At 61.0% G+C, this 15,814-nt stretch carries 10 protein-coding genes, 2 tRNA genes and 2 rRNA genes; 9 read left to right on the top strand and 5 right to left on the bottom strand.

What is annotated here, in order from left to right:
- Positions 1 to 14: 14 nt before the first annotated feature.
- Genes LDZ21_RS18545 through LDZ21_RS18530 form a run of 4 tightly spaced genes read left to right on the top strand, consistent with a single transcriptional unit; the run spans position 15 to position 5,153 of the window.
- Positions 15 to 455: an anti-sigma regulatory factor gene (locus LDZ21_RS18545; protein WP_035970774.1), complete on the top strand. Its 441-nt coding sequence runs from the start codon at positions 15 to 17 to the stop codon at positions 453 to 455.
- Positions 440 to 1,492: an ATP-binding SpoIIE family protein phosphatase gene (locus LDZ21_RS18540; RefSeq protein WP_244795202.1), complete on the top strand. Its 1,053-nt coding sequence runs from the start codon at positions 440 to 442 to the stop codon at positions 1,490 to 1,492. Before LDZ21_RS18545 ends, LDZ21_RS18540 begins: the two co-directional genes overlap by 16 nt.
- A complete protein-coding gene (locus LDZ21_RS18535; RefSeq protein ID WP_244795201.1) occupies positions 1,489 to 3,246 on the top strand; it encodes an ATP-binding response regulator in 1,758 nt (585 codons plus the stop codon). Before LDZ21_RS18540 ends, LDZ21_RS18535 begins: the two co-directional genes overlap by 4 nt.
- A complete protein-coding gene (locus LDZ21_RS18530; RefSeq protein WP_244795200.1) occupies positions 3,243 to 5,153 on the top strand; it encodes a hybrid sensor histidine kinase/response regulator in 1,911 nt (636 codons plus the stop codon). The genes LDZ21_RS18535 and LDZ21_RS18530 overlap by 4 nt, the downstream gene beginning before the upstream one ends.
- Before the next feature lie 86 nt (positions 5,154 to 5,239).
- On the opposite strand, the gene LDZ21_RS31190 is transcribed toward LDZ21_RS18530, so the two are convergent.
- The 5 genes from LDZ21_RS31190 to LDZ21_RS18510 are packed head-to-tail and all read right to left on the bottom strand — an operon-like array spanning position 5,240 to position 9,855.
- The gene (locus tag LDZ21_RS31190) at positions 5,240 to 5,368 is read right to left on the bottom strand and encodes a hypothetical protein (RefSeq protein WP_280519421.1); all 129 of its coding nucleotides are present in this window, start codon (positions 5,366 to 5,368) and stop codon (positions 5,240 to 5,242) included.
- Complete coding sequence (locus LDZ21_RS18525; protein WP_244795199.1) at positions 5,365 to 6,789, bottom strand: efflux transporter outer membrane subunit; 1,425 nt, start codon at positions 6,787 to 6,789, stop codon at positions 5,365 to 5,367. Before LDZ21_RS18525 ends, LDZ21_RS31190 begins: the two co-directional genes overlap by 4 nt.
- Positions 6,790 to 6,800: 11 nt before the next feature.
- Positions 6,801 to 7,943 carry an ABC transporter permease gene (locus LDZ21_RS18520; RefSeq protein WP_244795198.1) on the bottom strand — a complete coding sequence of 381 codons (1,143 nt, stop codon included), beginning with the start codon at positions 7,941 to 7,943 and terminating at the stop codon, positions 6,801 to 6,803.
- Positions 7,940 to 8,896, bottom strand: coding sequence for an ABC transporter ATP-binding protein (locus tag LDZ21_RS18515; protein WP_244795197.1), 957 nt, complete (start codon positions 8,894 to 8,896; stop codon positions 7,940 to 7,942). The genes LDZ21_RS18520 and LDZ21_RS18515 overlap by 4 nt, the downstream gene beginning before the upstream one ends.
- On the bottom strand, positions 8,893 to 9,855 hold the full coding sequence (locus LDZ21_RS18510; RefSeq protein WP_244795196.1) for an HlyD family secretion protein: 963 nt from the start codon (positions 9,853 to 9,855) through the stop codon (positions 8,893 to 8,895). The genes LDZ21_RS18515 and LDZ21_RS18510 overlap by 4 nt, the downstream gene beginning before the upstream one ends.
- A 246-nt stretch (positions 9,856 to 10,101) precedes the next feature.
- Here LDZ21_RS18510 and LDZ21_RS18505 point away from each other — a divergent pair, with 246 nt between their 5' ends.
- The 5 genes from LDZ21_RS18505 (at position 10,102) to LDZ21_RS18485 (ending at position 15,800) form a co-directional block, all read left to right on the top strand.
- A complete protein-coding gene (locus tag LDZ21_RS18505; protein ID WP_244795195.1) occupies positions 10,102 to 10,446 on the top strand; it encodes a DUF4148 domain-containing protein in 345 nt (114 codons plus the stop codon).
- A 412-nt stretch (positions 10,447 to 10,858) separates the two neighbouring features.
- Positions 10,859 to 12,390 (top strand): 16S ribosomal RNA (locus LDZ21_RS18500).
- A 61-nt stretch (positions 12,391 to 12,451) separates the two neighbouring features.
- Positions 12,452 to 12,528 (top strand) — tRNA-Ile (locus LDZ21_RS18495).
- 33 nt (positions 12,529 to 12,561) lie between these two features.
- Positions 12,562 to 12,637, top strand: a tRNA-Ala gene (locus LDZ21_RS18490).
- Between the two features lie 280 nt (positions 12,638 to 12,917).
- Positions 12,918 to 15,800: ribosomal RNA gene (locus LDZ21_RS18485) — 23S ribosomal RNA — on the top strand.
- Together the 16S and 23S rRNA genes with 2 tRNA genes alongside form the textbook arrangement of a ribosomal RNA operon.
- Positions 15,801 to 15,814: the final 14 nt, after the last annotated feature.

The raw sequence follows: 15,814 nt of genomic DNA, 5'->3' as shown, positions 1-15,814 counted from the left end.
AAGTGAACCAGTCCATGATGACCTTCTATCCAACGGCCATGCCGGCCGCCTCGTCACCGCCCGATACGCTGCCGATCCGCTCCGACGAGCAGATCGTGCGCTTGCGCCAGTTCGTGCGCGAGAAGGCCGTGGCGCAGGGCTTGTCCCTCATCGATCAGACCAAGTTCGTGACGGCGGCGAGTGAGCTGGCACGTAACACGCTCATCTACGGCGGTGGCGGCGACGTGCATTGCACGCTCGTCGAACGCAATGGCCGCCGTGGCCTCAAGCTCGAATTCGTCGATAACGGGCCCGGCATTCCCGACATCGCCCGCGCGCTCTCGGACGGCTACACCTCGGGCAGCGGCCTGGGACTCGGCCTCGGCGGCGCGAAACGCCTGTGCGACGAGTTCGACATCCGCTCCGCGCCGGGTGAGGGCACGCACGTCTCGATCACCAAATGGAAACCGTTCTAAAGGAATCAATGGCGGCGCAGCAGCGGTACGAGATCGCCGAGGCGAGCCAGATCGCCTTTGCGCGACGCTCGATCGGCGAACTCGCACGCGGACTCGGTTTCAACGAGACGGTCGCGGGCCAGCTTGCGATCATCGTCACTGAATGCGGCACGAATCTGCTGAAGCACGCGGGCAGCGGCGAATTGCTCGTGCGCCCGCTGCTGGACGGCCCGCAGCGATACGGCATCGAAGTGCTGTGCATCGATCGCGGGCCGGGCATTCAGGATCTGTATCGTTCGTTCGAAGACGGCTATACGACAGCCGGCAGCCCCGGCAACGGCATGGGCGCGATCAGGCGTCTGTCGGGCGAGCTCGATATCTGGAGCATGCCGGGACACGGCACGGTGCTGCGCATCGTGTGCTGGAACGGCCCGAGCACGGCATCCCCGCACGATGCGCGCGTGAGCTACGGCGTCGTGAATCTGCCGCTTCACACGGAAACCGTAAGTGGCGATGCATGGTCCTGTCACGCCGGCGACGATGCATTCACCGTGCTCGTCGCGGACGGTCTCGGCCACGGGCCGCTCGCGAACGTCGCCGCGATCGAGGCGGCGCGCGTGCTCGGCGCGCACGGCGACGCGCCGCTCGAACGCATCATGGAGCTTGCCAACGAGGCGCTGCGCCCGACGCGCGGCGCGGCGGTCGGCATTGCGCGGATGCCGATGGGCCAATCGGCGGCGGGCGGGAAGGTTGCCTTCGCCGGCATCGGCAATATCTCGGCGAGCGTGTGGACGCACGATTCGCACCGGCATCTGGTGTCGCATAGCGGCATCGTCGGCCATTCGGCGCGGCGCGCGCAGCAGTTCGATGTGCCGTATCCGCCCGACTCGCTCGTCGTGCTGCATTCGGACGGGCTCGGATCGCGCTGGGATCTCGAACGTTATCCCGGCCTGGGCACGCGGCATCCGGCGCTCGCCGCCGCCGTGCTGTATCGCGATTTCTCGCGCGGCCGCGACGACGTGACCGTGTTCGTCGCACGGGCGACGGGAGCCGCATGATGGCGCTCGCGCTCTATTCGATGGAGATCGACGGCGAGCGCGATATCGTCGCGGCGCGTCGCAAGGCGCGCGATGCAAGCGCCGCGCTCGGCTTCTCGACGCAGGACCAGACGCGCATCTCCACGTCGGTGCTCGAAGCCGCGCGCACGGTGCTGGCGGCCGGCCCGCACGCGCGCGCGGAATTCCTGCTCGACAACGCGACCTATCCGCCGCGTTTCGTCGTGCGCTTTCGCGCCGGCGCGGGCGCGGGCGAGCGTCTTCGCGCGATGAGGAACGACGCGTCGCAAGCCGCGCTCGGCCTGCTCGCCGCGCAACGGCTGATGGAGCAATGCGCGATCGCCGACGATCCCGACGGCGGCACCTCGATCTCGCTCGCGAAGGCGCTGCCCGAGAGCGCATCGCCCGATGCGAACGCGGCGCACGCGGTCGCGGCGACGCTCGCGCGGCAGGACAACGAAGACTCGACCGCCGAACTCGCGCGCCAGAATCGCGAACTGATCGGCGCGCTCGCCGACTTGCGCGAGCGCCAGGAAGAGCTGACGCGCCTCACGCGCGAACTCGAAGACACGAACCGCGGCGTCGTCGCGCTGTATGCGGAACTCGATGCGCGCGCGGATCATCTGCGCCGCGCGGATGAATCGAAGTCGCGGTTTCTGTCGAACATGAGCCATGAATTCCGCACGCCGCTTTCGTCGATCCGCGCGCTCTCGAAGCTGCTGCTGGAACGCATCGACGGCGAACTGACGGAAGAGCAGGAAAAGCAGGTGCGCTTCATCCGCAAGGCGGCGGAGGATTTGTCCGAAACCGTCGACGATCTGCTGGACCTCGCGAAAATCGAAGCGGGCAAGATCGAAGTGCGCGCCGTCGAATTCGAAGTGGATACGCTCTTTTCCGCGCTGCGCGGCATGCTGCGGCCGCTCACGCCGGGCAATACGGTCGAGCTGATATTCGAGCCGTGCGAGGGCTTGCCGCCGATCCGCACCGACGAAGCCAAGGTCGCGCAGGTGCTGCGCAACTTCGTGTCGAATGCGCTCAAGTTCACCGAGCGCGGCGAAGTGCGCGTGTCCGCAAGCTACGACGCAGTGCGCCGTCTGATTACGTTTTCGGTGACGGATACGGGTATCGGCATCGCGCCGGAGCATCAGCAGGTCGTGTTCGAAGAGTTCGGCCAGGTCGAGAACCGGCTTCAGCAATACGTCAAAGGCACCGGGCTCGGGCTGCCGCTGTGCCGCAAGCTATGCAAGCTGCTCGGCGGCGATGTATCGCTCGAAAGCGAACTCGGGCGCGGATCGACCTTCAGCGCGACGATTCCCGCTTTCTATGGTGAGTCCGAAGCCGCGCAAAGCGCGACACACGGGGAAACGGGACCGGCGGTGCTGCTCGTCGCGAGCAATCCGATCGAGCGGCTCGACTGCGAAGCCGTGCTGCGGCAATCGCCGTATCGCACGACGAGCGCAGCGACGCTCGATGAAGCGAGCCGCGCGCTCGCCCGCACGCCGCCCGCCGCGCTGCTGCTGGCCGTGCGGCCCGCGCCGTCGGAGGCGTGGATCTGGCTTGCGGCGCTACGCGCGCAGGCGGCCACGCGCAACATTCCTGTCGTCGTGCTCGGAGAACCGGAAGATCGCGATGAAGCGGGCGCGCTCGGCGCGGCAGCGTTCGTGCAGAAGCCGATCTCGGGCGGCGAACTGGCGAGCGTGCTGGATAGGGTGTCGGGCAGAGTGAACGGGGCGCTTCGCGGGGAAACGACATTATGAAGAGCGACTGGAGCGAGGTCCTGATCCTCAACGTCGACGATAACGACGGCGCGCGGTACGCGAAGACGCGCATCCTGTCGCGGGCGGGCTTCAACGTGATCGAAGCGGGGACCGGCACGGCGGCACTGGAACGCGTGCGCGCCGAATCGCCTGATCTCGTGCTCCTCGATGTCAAGCTGCCCGATATCAACGGCCTCGAAGTGTGCCGCCAGATCAAGGCGTCGCCGGAAACCGCGGGGACGCTGGTGCTGCAGACATCGGCGGCGGCCGTGCATAGCCTCGATCGCATTCGCGGTCTCGAAGGCGGCGCGGACAGCTATCTGACCGAACCCGTCGAGCCGGCCGAACTCATCGCGCACGTGCGCGCGCTGCTGCGCGTGCGGCTCGCGGAAAGCGCGCTGCGCGAGAGCGAAGAACGCTTCCGGCAGCTTGCGGACAATATCGACGATGTCTTTTGGATGCTCGATCCCGCCGCCAATCAATTGCTCTACGTCAGTCCCGCCTACGCGCGGCTGTGGGATTCGGGCGAAGGCGCGCCGGCGCCGCACCCCGGCCCGGATCACTGGTCCGGCGACGTGCACTTGCTGGACCGCGAACACGTGGCGGCGGCGTATCGGCAATTGCTGACGAGCGGCGCGCCGTATCACGTCGAATATCGCATCGCGCGGGCGCACGGCGCGCCGCGCTGGGTGGCCGAGCGTGCGTCGCAGGTGCGCGGCGCGGATGGGCGGCCCGTGCGTATCGCGGGCATCGTCAACGATATTTCCGAGCGCAAGGCCGCCGAAATGCTGTTGCGCGATGCGGACCGCCGCAAGGACGAATTTCTCGCGATGCTCGCGCACGAGTTGCGCAATCCGCTCGCGCCGATCCGCAATGCCGTCGATCTGCTCGATCCGCAGCGCACGCCGTCCGTGCAGCACTTCGCGACCGTGCGAACGATCATCGACCGGCAGGTGCGGCACTTGAGCCGCCTCGTCGACGACTTGCTCGATGTCGCGCGGATCACGCAGGGCAAGATCACGCTGCGTCAGGAAACGGTGGATATCGCGGCAGCGGTGGAAGCGGCGATCGAGACCGCGCAGCCTGCGCTTCAGCGCAAGCGTCACAAGCTCACGACGCGCCTCGCCGATGCGCCGCTCTACATCGTCGGCGACAGCGTGCGCATCGCGCAGGTGTTCGGCAACCTGCTCTCGAATGCGTCGAAGTACAGCCTCGAGGAAGGCGAAATCGCCATCGAAACCGCGCAATTCGGCGATGAAGTGCGCATTGCAGTGCGTGACAAGGGCATCGGCATCGCGGCGGACATCCTGCCGCATATCTTCGATCTGTTCGTGCAGTCGGAGACCTCGCTCGAACGCTCGGAGGGCGGCCTCGGCATCGGCTTGCCGCTCGCGAAGACGCTGGTCGAATTGCAGGGCGGGCGTATCGAGGCGTATTCGGCGGGGCCGCAGCAGGGCAGCGAGTTCGTCGTCTGGCTGCCGCTCGCGAAGGCGCCGCCGCTGGCGGAGCATCCCGCCGATGAAGCGCCGCAGATCATCGGCGGCAAGCGCGTGCTGCTCGTCGATGACAGCGTGGATGCCGCGACCGCCATGTCGCTCTTGCTCGAAGCGGACGGCTTCGATGTACGCACGGCGCACGACGGGGCCGAGGCGCTGAAGATCGCGGAAGTGTTCTTGCCGCAGATCGTGCTGCTCGACATCGGCTTGCCGGGCATGGACGGTTTCAGGCTCGCTGCGGAGATGCGCAAGCGTCCCGCCACCGCCGATGCGTTGCTGATCGCCGTGACGGGATACGGCCAGGCGCATGACCGCCAGCGATCGAAGGAAGCGGGCTTCGATCATCATCTCGTGAAGCCGGTGGCGTTCGCGGAGATTCGGCGGGCGGTGCAGGCGAAGTTCGGGGAGTAGCGCGGGCTTGCCGTTTCGGTCTGCATGGCGAAAGGCAGCATGGCCCCGATGCGGGGAAGAGTCCTGGCGCCGACCCGGGCGTGCTTTTATCCTGCAGTTACCCATACGGAATCGGGATCACGCAGATCGCCCTGCGTGAGCGCGAGCTTCTTCTGCGCGATCAACTGCGCGAAGCACCTTTTGCAGAACAGATCGCTGCGCCCCGATCGATTCATCGCCGCGCCGATGCGCGTGACGCCAGCGTCTCGCTTTCGATACCGCCAAGCGCCTGAAAGAGCGCAGCCGTATCGCTCAGACGGCTGGCATCGGCAAGCGTGCGATCGAGTTGCGTTTGCAGCGCTTGCCTCTGTGTATCGAGCAAGTCGAAGCGGCTCACGCCGCCCGCAGTAAAACGTGCATGGGTCGTGTCGAGATTCGCTTGCGCTTCGTTCGCCGCGATATCGCGGGCGCGCAGGGCGTCCGCATCGTTCTGCAATGCGCTCAAGGTATCCGCGACTTGCTGGAGCGCACCCAGCACGGTTTCGCGATACGCGCTCGCTGCGGCATCGTAGGCGGCTTCAGCCGAGCGCTTCTTCGCTCGCAACTCACCGCCGCGAAAGAGCGGCTGCGACAGGTTGAGGCCGATGTTCCAAACGTTGAGCTTGTCGAGCATGTCGTGGATGCTGGTGCGCTGCGAGCCCACGCCCGCCGATAGTGAGAACTTCGGATACAGGTCCGCTGTCGCAACGCCTACATTCGCGCTCGCCTGATGCAGCAGCGCTTCTGACGCGCGAATGTCGGGACGTTCACGCGCGAGCGTCGAAGGCAGCGTGAGCGGAATGTCATCGGGTGCGCGTAGGGTGTCAAACGTGAGGGCGTCGAAATCCGCGCGGGATGGCTCGACGCCCAGCAAAATCGCGAGCCGGTGATCGGCTGCATCGCGCTGAGCAAGAAGTGCGGGCACGCTCGCGCGCGTTTGTTCGAGGAGCGTGCGCTGGCTGCGCACATCGAAGCGTGAAACGCCGCCCGCCGCCATGCGCGCTTCCATGATGGATAGCTGCTGCGTCTGCGCATCCGCCATGCCTTTCGTCAGCGTAATTCGAGCCTGCAACGATGCACGGCGAATGGCGGTCGATACGACATTGCCCGCGATCGACAGCCGTGCCGCATCGAGTTCGAACGCCTGATAGTCGACCTGCGCGCGCAGTGCTTCGAGCGCACGACGGTCGCCGCCGAAGATATCGAGCGAATACGACACGTTCACCGAGGCGTCGTATAGCGTGAATGGGCCGGGACTCGGCACCGGCACGCCGAACGCGGCGGGGTCTACTTTCTGCCGCGAACCGGAGAGCGATGCGTCGATGGCGGGGTAGTACGTGGCGCCCGCTTGCGCCTGATAGTCCTCGCGCGCTTGCGTCAGCCGTGCGCGTGCCTGCGCGAGCGTGGGGCTGTTTCGCAATGCTTCATCGACGAGGCGGTTCAGGGCATCGGAGCCGAACTGCTTCCACCACTGCGGCAACGCGTGATCGGCTGTCGAGAAAGCGGGCGATGCGCTTCGCGTATAGCTTTGCGTATCGGGCGCGGCGGGCGCGTGGAAGTCGGGGCCAACGGTGCAGCCGCCAAGCATGAGCAGGCAAACGGCGAGCGTGGATTTCATCGGCGTGTCTCCTAGTCGAGCGTGCGTCTGTAGAACCGCAGCGCGATGCCCATGACGATCAGCGTGAAAAGCGCCAGCGGCCACACGGACGGCCACAAATCTGCCCAGCCGTTGCCCTTGAGAAGAATGCCGCGAATGAGACGGTTGAAATACGTGAGCGGCAGCAGATTGCCGATGAATTGCGCCCACTTCGGCATGCCCGAGAACGGGAACATGAAGCCGGACAGCAGGATATTCGGCAAAAAATAGAAGACGGTGAGCTGCATCGCCTGAAGCTGGTTCTGCGCGAGCGACGACAGCGTGATGCCGACCGTCAGGTTCGCGGCGATGAAAAGCAACGCGGCCAGATAGATCGCGACGGGATTGCCAATCAAGGGAACGCCGAAGACGAAGCGGGTCGCCACGAGAATGATCGTTGCCTGTATCAGTCCGATGAACACGTAAGGCACGATCTTTCCCGTCATGACTTCGATAGGGCGCACGGGCGTCGCGAGGAGGTTCTCCATCGTGCCGCGTTCGCGTTCGCGGGTGATGGCGAGGCCGGTCATCATCACGAGGGTCATCGTCAGGATCACGCCCATGAGCCCCGGCACGACGTTGTATTGCGTAATGCCTTCGGGGTTGTACAGGTTGTGGACCTGCACGTCGAATGCGGCGGGCGTGCCATTGAGCGACGCGAGCGGGCCGGTGATGTCCTTCGATGCAACCGAACGAACGAGGCCGTTGAGCGCACTCGTTGCCCTGCTGACCGCGTTGGGATCGGTCGCATCGGCTTCGACGAGCAGGGCCGGACGCTCGCCGCGCAAGAGCTTGCGCGAGAAATCGGCCGGGATGTTAAGCACGAAGAGCACGCGGCCCTGTGCGAGCGCGCGCCTGCCGGCTTCGTCATCGGGGAGTGTTTCGATGATATCGAAGTACTCCGAATGACTCATCGCCGCGATGAAGCTCCGCGTGAACGGGCTGGATTCGCCGGCAATTACCGCTGTCGGCAAGTGCTTCGGGTCGGTGTTGATCGCATAGCCGAAGAGCGCAAGCTGAACGATCGGCAAGCCGACGATCATGCCGAACGTTATGCGATCGCGCCGCAATTGCAAAAATTCCTTGAGCACGATGCTCCACCAGCGCATCAGCGAGAAACCGTTGCGCGCGGTCATGACTGCGCCTTGAAGTTATCGGTGGAGCGGCTCATCAAGTAGATGAACACGTCCTCGAGTCCCGTGTCGATCTGCTCGGCGCGCAGTGCGGTGCCTTTAACCGCATCGGAGATCGCGCGCTCCAGCGCCGCGTGATCGCTGCCGCTTGCGTGCAGCGTGGAGCCGAATACGACGGTCTGTTCGATGCCCGGTGTCTTGCGCAGCCGCTCGGATAACGCGCTCAACTGGTCGCCATGAATGCGCCACGTTGCGAGCCCTTGCGATGCAATCACTTCGTTCGCGGTGCCTCGCGCAAGCAGTTTTCCATAGGCGATATACGCGAGCTTGTGACAGCGCTCGGCTTCGTCCATGTAGTGCGTGCTGACCAGCACCGAGATGCCGTTCGCGGCCAGCCGATGCAGTTCTTCCCAGAAGTCGCGGCGCGCGGTGGGATCGACGCCGGCGGTGGGTTCATCGAGCAAGAGAAGTTTCGGTTCGTGCAGCATGCATGCAGCCAGCGCGAGACGTTGCTTCCACCCGCCCGAAAGCGATCCGGTCAACTGATTTGCGCGGCTTTGCAGGCCGAGCGATTCCAGCGAACGGTCCACCACTTCGCGGCGATTGTTCATCTGATAGATGCGCGCGATGAAGTCGAGGTTCTCGCGGATCGTCAGGTCTTCCCAGAATGAAAAGCGCTGGGTCATATAGCCGACGTTGCGCTTGATCTGCTCGCTCTCGCGCACGATGTCATACCCGAGACACGTGCCGCTGCCTGAATCGGGCGTAAGCAGGCCGCACATCAGGCGTATGGACGTGGTCTTGCCGCTTCCGTTCGGTCCCAGAAAGCCGAAGATTTCGCCGCGCGCGACTTGCAGCGAGACATCGTTGACGACGTGCTTGTCGCCAAAGCGCTTGTTGAGCTTGTGCACGTCGATGACGTATTGCGCTTTAGGCTTCCGGGCGGGCTCGCTCATTGCAACCTCACTGCGACAGGTTGGCCGGGATGCAGCTTGCTCGCATCCGACGCGTTCGCATGCGCTTCGATCATGAAGACGAGCTTCGCGCGGCTTTCGTTGCTGTAGATGACGGGCGGCGTGTACTCGGCCTGATTCGAGACATAGGTGATCTTTGCCGCGATGTCGGCGGCGCAGCCATCGCAATGAACCGATACGGCGCGTCCCGCCGCGAGCGCGCCGACCGCGCTTTCCGGCACGAAGAAGCGCACCTTGATGTTCCCGGGCGGCAACATCTGCACGATGGGACTGCCGGCTTGCACCCACTCGCCACGACGATAGAGCGTGTCGTACACGAGGCCATCGGCGGGCGCCGCGACACGCTTCTGATCGAGCTTCCACTGCGCCTGCGCGACGACTGCCTGTGCGGCCGCGACTTGCGCACGTTGCGCGGCGATTTGCTGCGGGCGGCCCGGCAAGCGCGCGATATCCACCTGTTCGCTCAGGTCGCGTACCTGCGCAGCGGTGGCGTCGGCGTTGGCGCGCGAGTCGTCGAGTTGCCCCTTGGAAATGCCGCCTGCGTCGAACTGCGCTTCATCGCGGCGCAGTTGCAGCGCGGCCTTGCGCGCGTTCGCACGCGCCAGCGCGAGTTGCGCCCGCACGGATGCGACCTCGGGCGCGCGCTTGCCGGTGAGTATGTCTTCGAGTTGCGATTGCGTCGCAACGAGTTGCCGCTTCGCCTGGTCGAGGGCGGCGGTCTCGTCGACGGATTCGAGCGCGAACAGGGGCGTCCCGGTCGTTATCGTCTGTCCGCGCGTGATGGACAAATCGACGAGCTTGCCGGATTGCGACGATGCAACGTAGACGAACTCGCCTTCGACATAGCCCTGGTACGAATTGGAGTCTTCACGCGAGCACGCCGCGAGCAGCGTCGCGGCAACCACGCTTGAAAAGAGTCGAACGCGAAAGATGCGGGGCATTGCTCGCTCCCTTGATGATGCCTGCCCATATTGGTTGGTCTACCAAACAATACGCGACCCGGTTCTCGACTGTCAAGCGACGTGCACGGGAATAGATCGGAGCGTGCGTGGGTTAACCAAGCGAAACCTCATTGCTTGAATCCCGGGTCGAGCGAATCGGACGCAGCGGACACCGTCTTCTGCGCTCGATGGGGTTTGCGAATCGCGCGCGATCTCACTCAACCTTATCGTCGGAGTCTGTTCATCATGAATACCATCGCCAAAGTCGTCGTGTCGGTTGCCGCGGTTGTCGCACCGGCCTTAGCGTTCGCGCAAAGCAATAACGCGCCGCTCACTCGTGCGCAAGTGCGCGCCGAGTTGACGCAACTCCAGGGGGCCGGGTACTCGACGGCGTCCGGAGAAAATGCCACTTATCCCGCGGACATTCAGGCTGCCGAGGCCAGGGTCGCCGCGCAGCAGAGCGGGGCCACGCAATCCTACGGGGGCATGCAGTCGGGCGGAGCGGCGTCGGGAACGATGCAGCGAGGCGCGGAGGCTGCGTCGACGTGCGTGGGACCGGCCGGCTTTTGTGTGCCGTTCTTCGGGAGCTGAGAGAGCGTTTTCTTTCAGCTTAGAGTGCGCAGCGGCGGTCGGTCGTAGTTGACCAATTGCCGCACGCCCATTTATTAAGCAGCGGGCACGAGAAGAAAAGAAAATGCGAAAAGGGGGTTGACCTGTTATCGCTGCCCAGACATAATCTCGTTTCTCTGCTGCTGATGCAGCGACGCAAGACGGAAGCAAGACGGTCTTAGCGGAAATGTTCTTTAAAAACTAACAGCCGATAAGTGTGGGCGCTTGATGGCGAGTGCGGCTTCGGTCTTCGGACTGGGGCAATAGCAAAAGTAATCAAGAGTCTCACACGAAGTATTAAGAGGAAGGTTTTTCATCTTAGGATGAACAATCATCGTCAGTACGTTGAGTGAGCGACCGGTTTCTAACGGAACCGAAAAACAGTAACAGGTTTGAACTGAAGAGTTTGATCCTGGCTCAGATTGAACGCTGGCGGCATGCCTTACACATGCAAGTCGAACGGCAGCACGGGGGCAACCCTGGTGGCGAGTGGCGAACGGGTGAGTAATACATCGGAACGTGTCCTGTAGTGGGGGATAGCCCGGCGAAAGCCGGATTAATACCGCATACGATCTACGGAGGAAAGCGGGGGATCTTCGGACCTCGCGCTATAGGGGCGGCCGATGGCAGATTAGCTAGTTGGTGGGGTAAAGGCCTACCAAGGCGACGATCTGTAGCTGGTCTGAGAGGACGACCAGCCACACTGGGACTGAGACACGGCCCAGACTCCTACGGGAGGCAGCAGTGGGGAATTTTGGACAATGGGGGCAACCCTGATCCAGCAATGCCGCGTGTGTGAAGAAGGCCTTCGGGTTGTAAAGCACTTTTGTCCGGAAAGAAAACTTCGTCCCTAATATGGATGGAGGATGACGGTACCGGAAGAATAAGCACCGGCTAACTACGTGCCAGCAGCCGCGGTAATACGTAGGGTGCGAGCGTTAATCGGAATTACTGGGCGTAAAGCGTGCGCAGGCGGTCTGTTAAGACCGATGTGAAATCCCCGGGCTTAACCTGGGAACTGCATTGGTGACTGGCAGGCTTTGAGTGTGGCAGAGGGGGGTAGAATTCCACGTGTAGCAGTGAAATGCGTAGAGATGTGGAGGAATACCGATGGCGAAGGCAGCCCCCTGGGCCAACACTGACGCTCATGCACGAAAGCGTGGGGAGCAAACAGGATTAGATACCCTGGTAGTCCACGCCCTAAACGATGTCAACTAGTTGTTGGGGATTCATTTCCTTAGTAACGTAGCTAACGCGTGAAGTTGACCGCCTGGGGAGTACGGTCGCAAGATTAAAACTCAAAGGAATTGACGGGGACCCGCACAAGCGGTGGATGATGTGGATTAATTCGATGCAACGCGAAAAACCTTACCTACCCTTGACATGGTCGGAATCCTGCTGAGAGGCGGGAGTGCTCGAAAGAGAACCGGCGCACAGGTGCTGCATGGCTGTCGTCAGCTCGTGTCGTGAGATGTTGGGTTAAGTCCCGCAACGAGCGCAACCCTTGTCCTTAGTTGCTACGCAAGAGCACTCTAAGGAGACTGCCGGTGACAAACCGGAGGAAGGTGGGGATGACGTCAAGTCCTCATGGCCCTTATGGGTAGGGCTTCACACGTCATACAATGGTCGGAACAGAGGGTTGCCAAGCCGCGAGGTGGAGCCAATCCCAGAAAACCGATCGTAGTCCGGATCGCAGTCTGCAACTCGACTGCGTGAAGCTGGAATCGCTAGTAATCGCGGATCAGCATGCCGCGGTGAATACGTTCCCGGGTCTTGTACACACCGCCCGTCACACCATGGGAGTGGGTTTCACCAGAAGTAGGTAGCCTAACCGCAAGGAGGGCGCTTACCACGGTGGGATTCATGACTGGGGTGAAGTCGTAACAAGGTAGCCGTATCGGAAGGTGCGGCTGGATCACCTCCTTTCTCGAGCTTCGCACACTAAGTTAAGCGCTCACGCTTATCGGCTGTCAGAAAGACAGGCTAAGGGTCTGTAGCTCAGTCGGTTAGAGCACCGTCTTGATAAGGCGGGGGTCGTTGGTTCGAATCCAACCAGACCCACCAACGGTCGAGACGGGTTGAACAGGCCCTGCACACGGGGGATTAGCTCAGCTGGGAGAGCACCTGCTTTGCAAGCAGGGGGTCGTCGGTTCGATCCCGTCATCCTCCACCAAGTCCTCAATGCACAGCGCTCGGATGAGTGCTGCGCATTGGCGACTATAGCCAGTTGATGTCGCAAGTAGTGAATTACGCTTGTCGGCTAAACGTTCTTTAACAATCTGGAAGAAGTAGTAAAGAGAGTAGCGAAAGCGCTTAGAGATGGGCGTGAGTAGGTACTCAGGGTAGTGATTGTATCAAGTATGAAAAGTGATCTTAATGATGACTTGGAATACGGCACAACGCGAATACTCAGCCTATGGCGGGTGCGCTCGAGAGAGACACACTCGTTATAGGGTCAAGCGAACAAGTGCATGTGGTGGATGCCTTGGCGATCACAGGCGATGAAGGACGCGGTAGCCTGCGAAAAGCTCCGGGGAGCTGGCAAACAAGCTTTGATCCGGAGATGTCCGAATGGGGAAACCCGGCCCGTATGGGTCATCCGTGACTGAATACATAGGTCACGAGAAGCGAACGCGGTGAACTGAAACATCTAAGTAACCGCAGGAAAAGAAATCAACCGAGATTCCCAAAGTAGTGGCGAGCGAAATGGGAAGAGCCTGTACTCTTTATCTGCATTGTTAGCTGAACGCTCTGGAAAGTGCGGCCATAGCAGGTGATAGCCCTGTAAGCGAAAGCAGCGTGGAAGAACTAGGGGTACGACAAGTAGGGCGGGACACGTGAAATCCTGTCTGAAGATGGGGGGACCATCCTCCAAGGCTAAATACTCGTGATCGACCGATAGTGAACCAGTACCGTGAGGGAAAGGCGAAAAGAACCCCGGGAGGGGAGTGAAATAGATCCTGAAACCGCATGCATACAAACAGTCGGAGCCTCGCAAGGGGTGACGGCGTACCTTTTGTATAATGGGTCAGCGACTTACGTTCAGTAGCGAGCTTAACTGATTAAGGCAGGCGTAGCGAAAGCGAGTCCGAATAGGGCGATCAGTTGCTGGGCGTAGACCCGAAACCAAGTGATCTATCCATGGCCAGGTTGAAGGTGCGGTAACACGTACTGGAGGACCGAACCCACTAACGTTGAAAAGTTAGGGGATGAGCTGTGGATAGGGGTGAAAGGCTAAACAAACTTGGAAATAGCTGGTTCTCTCCGAAAACTATTTAGGTAGTGCCTCGTGTATCACCTTCGGGGGTAGAGCACTGTCATGGTTGTGGGGTCCATTGCGGATTACTACGCCATAGCAAACTCCGAATACCGAAGAGTGCAATCACGGGAGACAGACATCGGGTGCTAACGTCCGGTGTCAAGAGGGAAACAACCCAGACCGCCAGCTAAGGTCCCAAAGATTGGCTAAGTGGGAAACGAAGTGGGAAGGCTAAAACAGTCAGGAGGTTGGCTTAGAAGCAGCCACCCTTTAAAGAAAGCGTAATAGCTCACTGATCGAGTCGTCCTGCGCGGAAGATGTAACGGGGCTCAAGCCAGTCACCGAAGCTGCGGATACGTACGCAAGTACGTGTGGTAGGAGAGCGTTCCGTAAGCCTGCGAAGGTGCGTTGAAAAGCGTGCTGGAGGTATCGGAAGTGCGAATGCTGACATGAGTAGCGATAAAGGGGGTGAAAAGCCCCCTCGCCGTAAGCCCAAGGTTTCCTACGCAACGTTCATCGGCGTAGGGTGAGTCGGCCCCTAAGGCGAGGCAGAAATGCGTAGCTGATGGGAAGCAGGTCAATATTCCTGCACCATTGTTAGATGCGATGGGGGGACGGATCGCGGAAGGTTGTCCGGGTGTTGGAAGTCCCGGTCGCTGCGTTGGAGAAGGCACTTAGGCAAATCCGGGTGCGTAATTCAAGGGCGTGGCGCGAGCTTCTTCGGAAGCGAAGCAATTGGAAGTGGTTCCAAGAAAAGCCTCTAAGCTTCAGTCTAATAGTGACCGTACCGCAAACCGACACAGGTGGGCGAGATGAGTATTCTAAGGCGCTTGAGAGAACTCGGGAGAAGGAACTCGGCAAATTGGTACCGTAACTTCGGGATAAGGTACGCCTCTGTAGCTTGACTGGCCTGCGCCAGGAGGGTGAAGAGGTTGCAATAAACTGGTGGCTGCGACTGTTTAATAAAAACACAGCACTCTGCAAACACGAAAGTGGACGTATAGGGTGTGACGCCTGCCCGGTGCCGGAAGATTAAATGATGGGGTGCAAGCTCTTGATTGAAGTCCCGGTAAACGGCGGCCGTAACTATAACGGTCCTAAGGTAGCGAAATTCCTTGTCGGGTAAGTTCCGACCTGCACGAATGGCGTAACGATGGCCACACTGTCTCCTCCCGAGACTCAGCGAAGTTGAAGTGTTTGTGATGATGCAATCTCCCCGCGGCTAGACGGAAAGACCCCATGAACCTTTACTGTAGCTTTGCATTGGACTTTGAACCGATCTGTGTAGGATAGGTGGGAGGCTATGAAGCGGGAACGCCAGTTTCCGTGGAGCCGTCCTTGAAATACCACCCTGGTTTGTTTGAGGTTCTAACCTTGGTCCGTGATCCGGATCGGGGACAGTGCATGGTAGGCAGTTTGACTGGGGCGGTCTCCTCCCAAAGTGTAACGGAGGAGTACGAAGGTACGCTAGGTACGGTCGGAAATCGTGCTGATAGTGCAATGGCATAAGCGTGCTTAACTGCGAGACCGACAAGTCGAGCAGGTGCGAAAGCAGGTCATAGTGATCCGGTGGTTCTGTATGGAAGGGCCATCGCTCAACGGATAAAAGGTACTCTGGGGATAACAGGCTGATACCGCCCAAGAGTTCATATCGACGGCGGTGTTTGGCACCTCGATGTCGGCTCATCTCATCCTGGGGCTGTAGCCGGTCCCAAGGGTATGGCTGTTCGCCATTTAAAGAGGTACGTGAGCTGGGTTTAAAACGTCGTGAGACAGTTTGGTCCCTATCTGCCGTGGGCGTTGGATATTTGAAGGGGGCTGCTCCTAGTACGAGAGGACCGGAGTGGACGAACCTCTGGTGTACCGGTTGTCACGCCAGTGGCATCGCCGGGTAGCTATGTTCGGAAGAGATAACCGCTGAAAGCATCTAAGCGGGAAACTCGCCTTAAGATGAGATATCCCCGGGGCTTCGAGCCCCTTGAAGGGTCGTTCCAGACCAGGACGTTGATAGGTCAGGTGTGTAAGTGCAGTAATGCATTGAGCTAACTGATACTAATTGCCCGTAAGGCTTGATCCTATAACCAGTGTGTT

It is taken from the genome of Caballeronia grimmiae, from assembly GCF_022879615.1.
Lineage (GTDB): Bacteria > Pseudomonadota > Gammaproteobacteria > Burkholderiales > Burkholderiaceae > Caballeronia > Caballeronia grimmiae.
This window is presented reverse-complemented; position numbering and strand designations above follow the sequence as displayed.

Coding starts and splice junctions, on each gene's coding strand:
- LDZ21_RS18515 (WP_244795197.1), bottom strand. CDS start 8,896: ATGAGCGAGCCCGCCCGGAAGCCTAAAGCGCAATACGTCATCGACGTG.
- LDZ21_RS18525 (WP_244795199.1), bottom strand. CDS start 6,789: ATGAAATCCACGCTCGCCGTTTGCCTGCTCATGCTTGGCGGCTGCACC.
- LDZ21_RS18545 (WP_035970774.1), top strand. CDS start 15: ATGATGACCTTCTATCCAACGGCCATGCCGGCCGCCTCGTCACCGCCC.
- LDZ21_RS31190 (WP_280519421.1), bottom strand. CDS start 5,368: ATGAATCGATCGGGGCGCAGCGATCTGTTCTGCAAAAGGTGCTTCGCG.
- LDZ21_RS18530 (WP_244795200.1), top strand. CDS start 3,243: ATGAAGAGCGACTGGAGCGAGGTCCTGATCCTCAACGTCGACGATAAC.
- LDZ21_RS18540 (WP_244795202.1), top strand. CDS start 440: ATGGAAACCGTTCTAAAGGAATCAATGGCGGCGCAGCAGCGGTACGAG.
- LDZ21_RS18535 (WP_244795201.1), top strand. CDS start 1,489: ATGATGGCGCTCGCGCTCTATTCGATGGAGATCGACGGCGAGCGCGAT.
- LDZ21_RS18505 (WP_244795195.1), top strand. CDS start 10,102: ATGAATACCATCGCCAAAGTCGTCGTGTCGGTTGCCGCGGTTGTCGCA.
- LDZ21_RS18510 (WP_244795196.1), bottom strand. CDS start 9,855: ATGCCCCGCATCTTTCGCGTTCGACTCTTTTCAAGCGTGGTTGCCGCG.
- LDZ21_RS18520 (WP_244795198.1), bottom strand. CDS start 7,943: ATGACCGCGCGCAACGGTTTCTCGCTGATGCGCTGGTGGAGCATCGTG.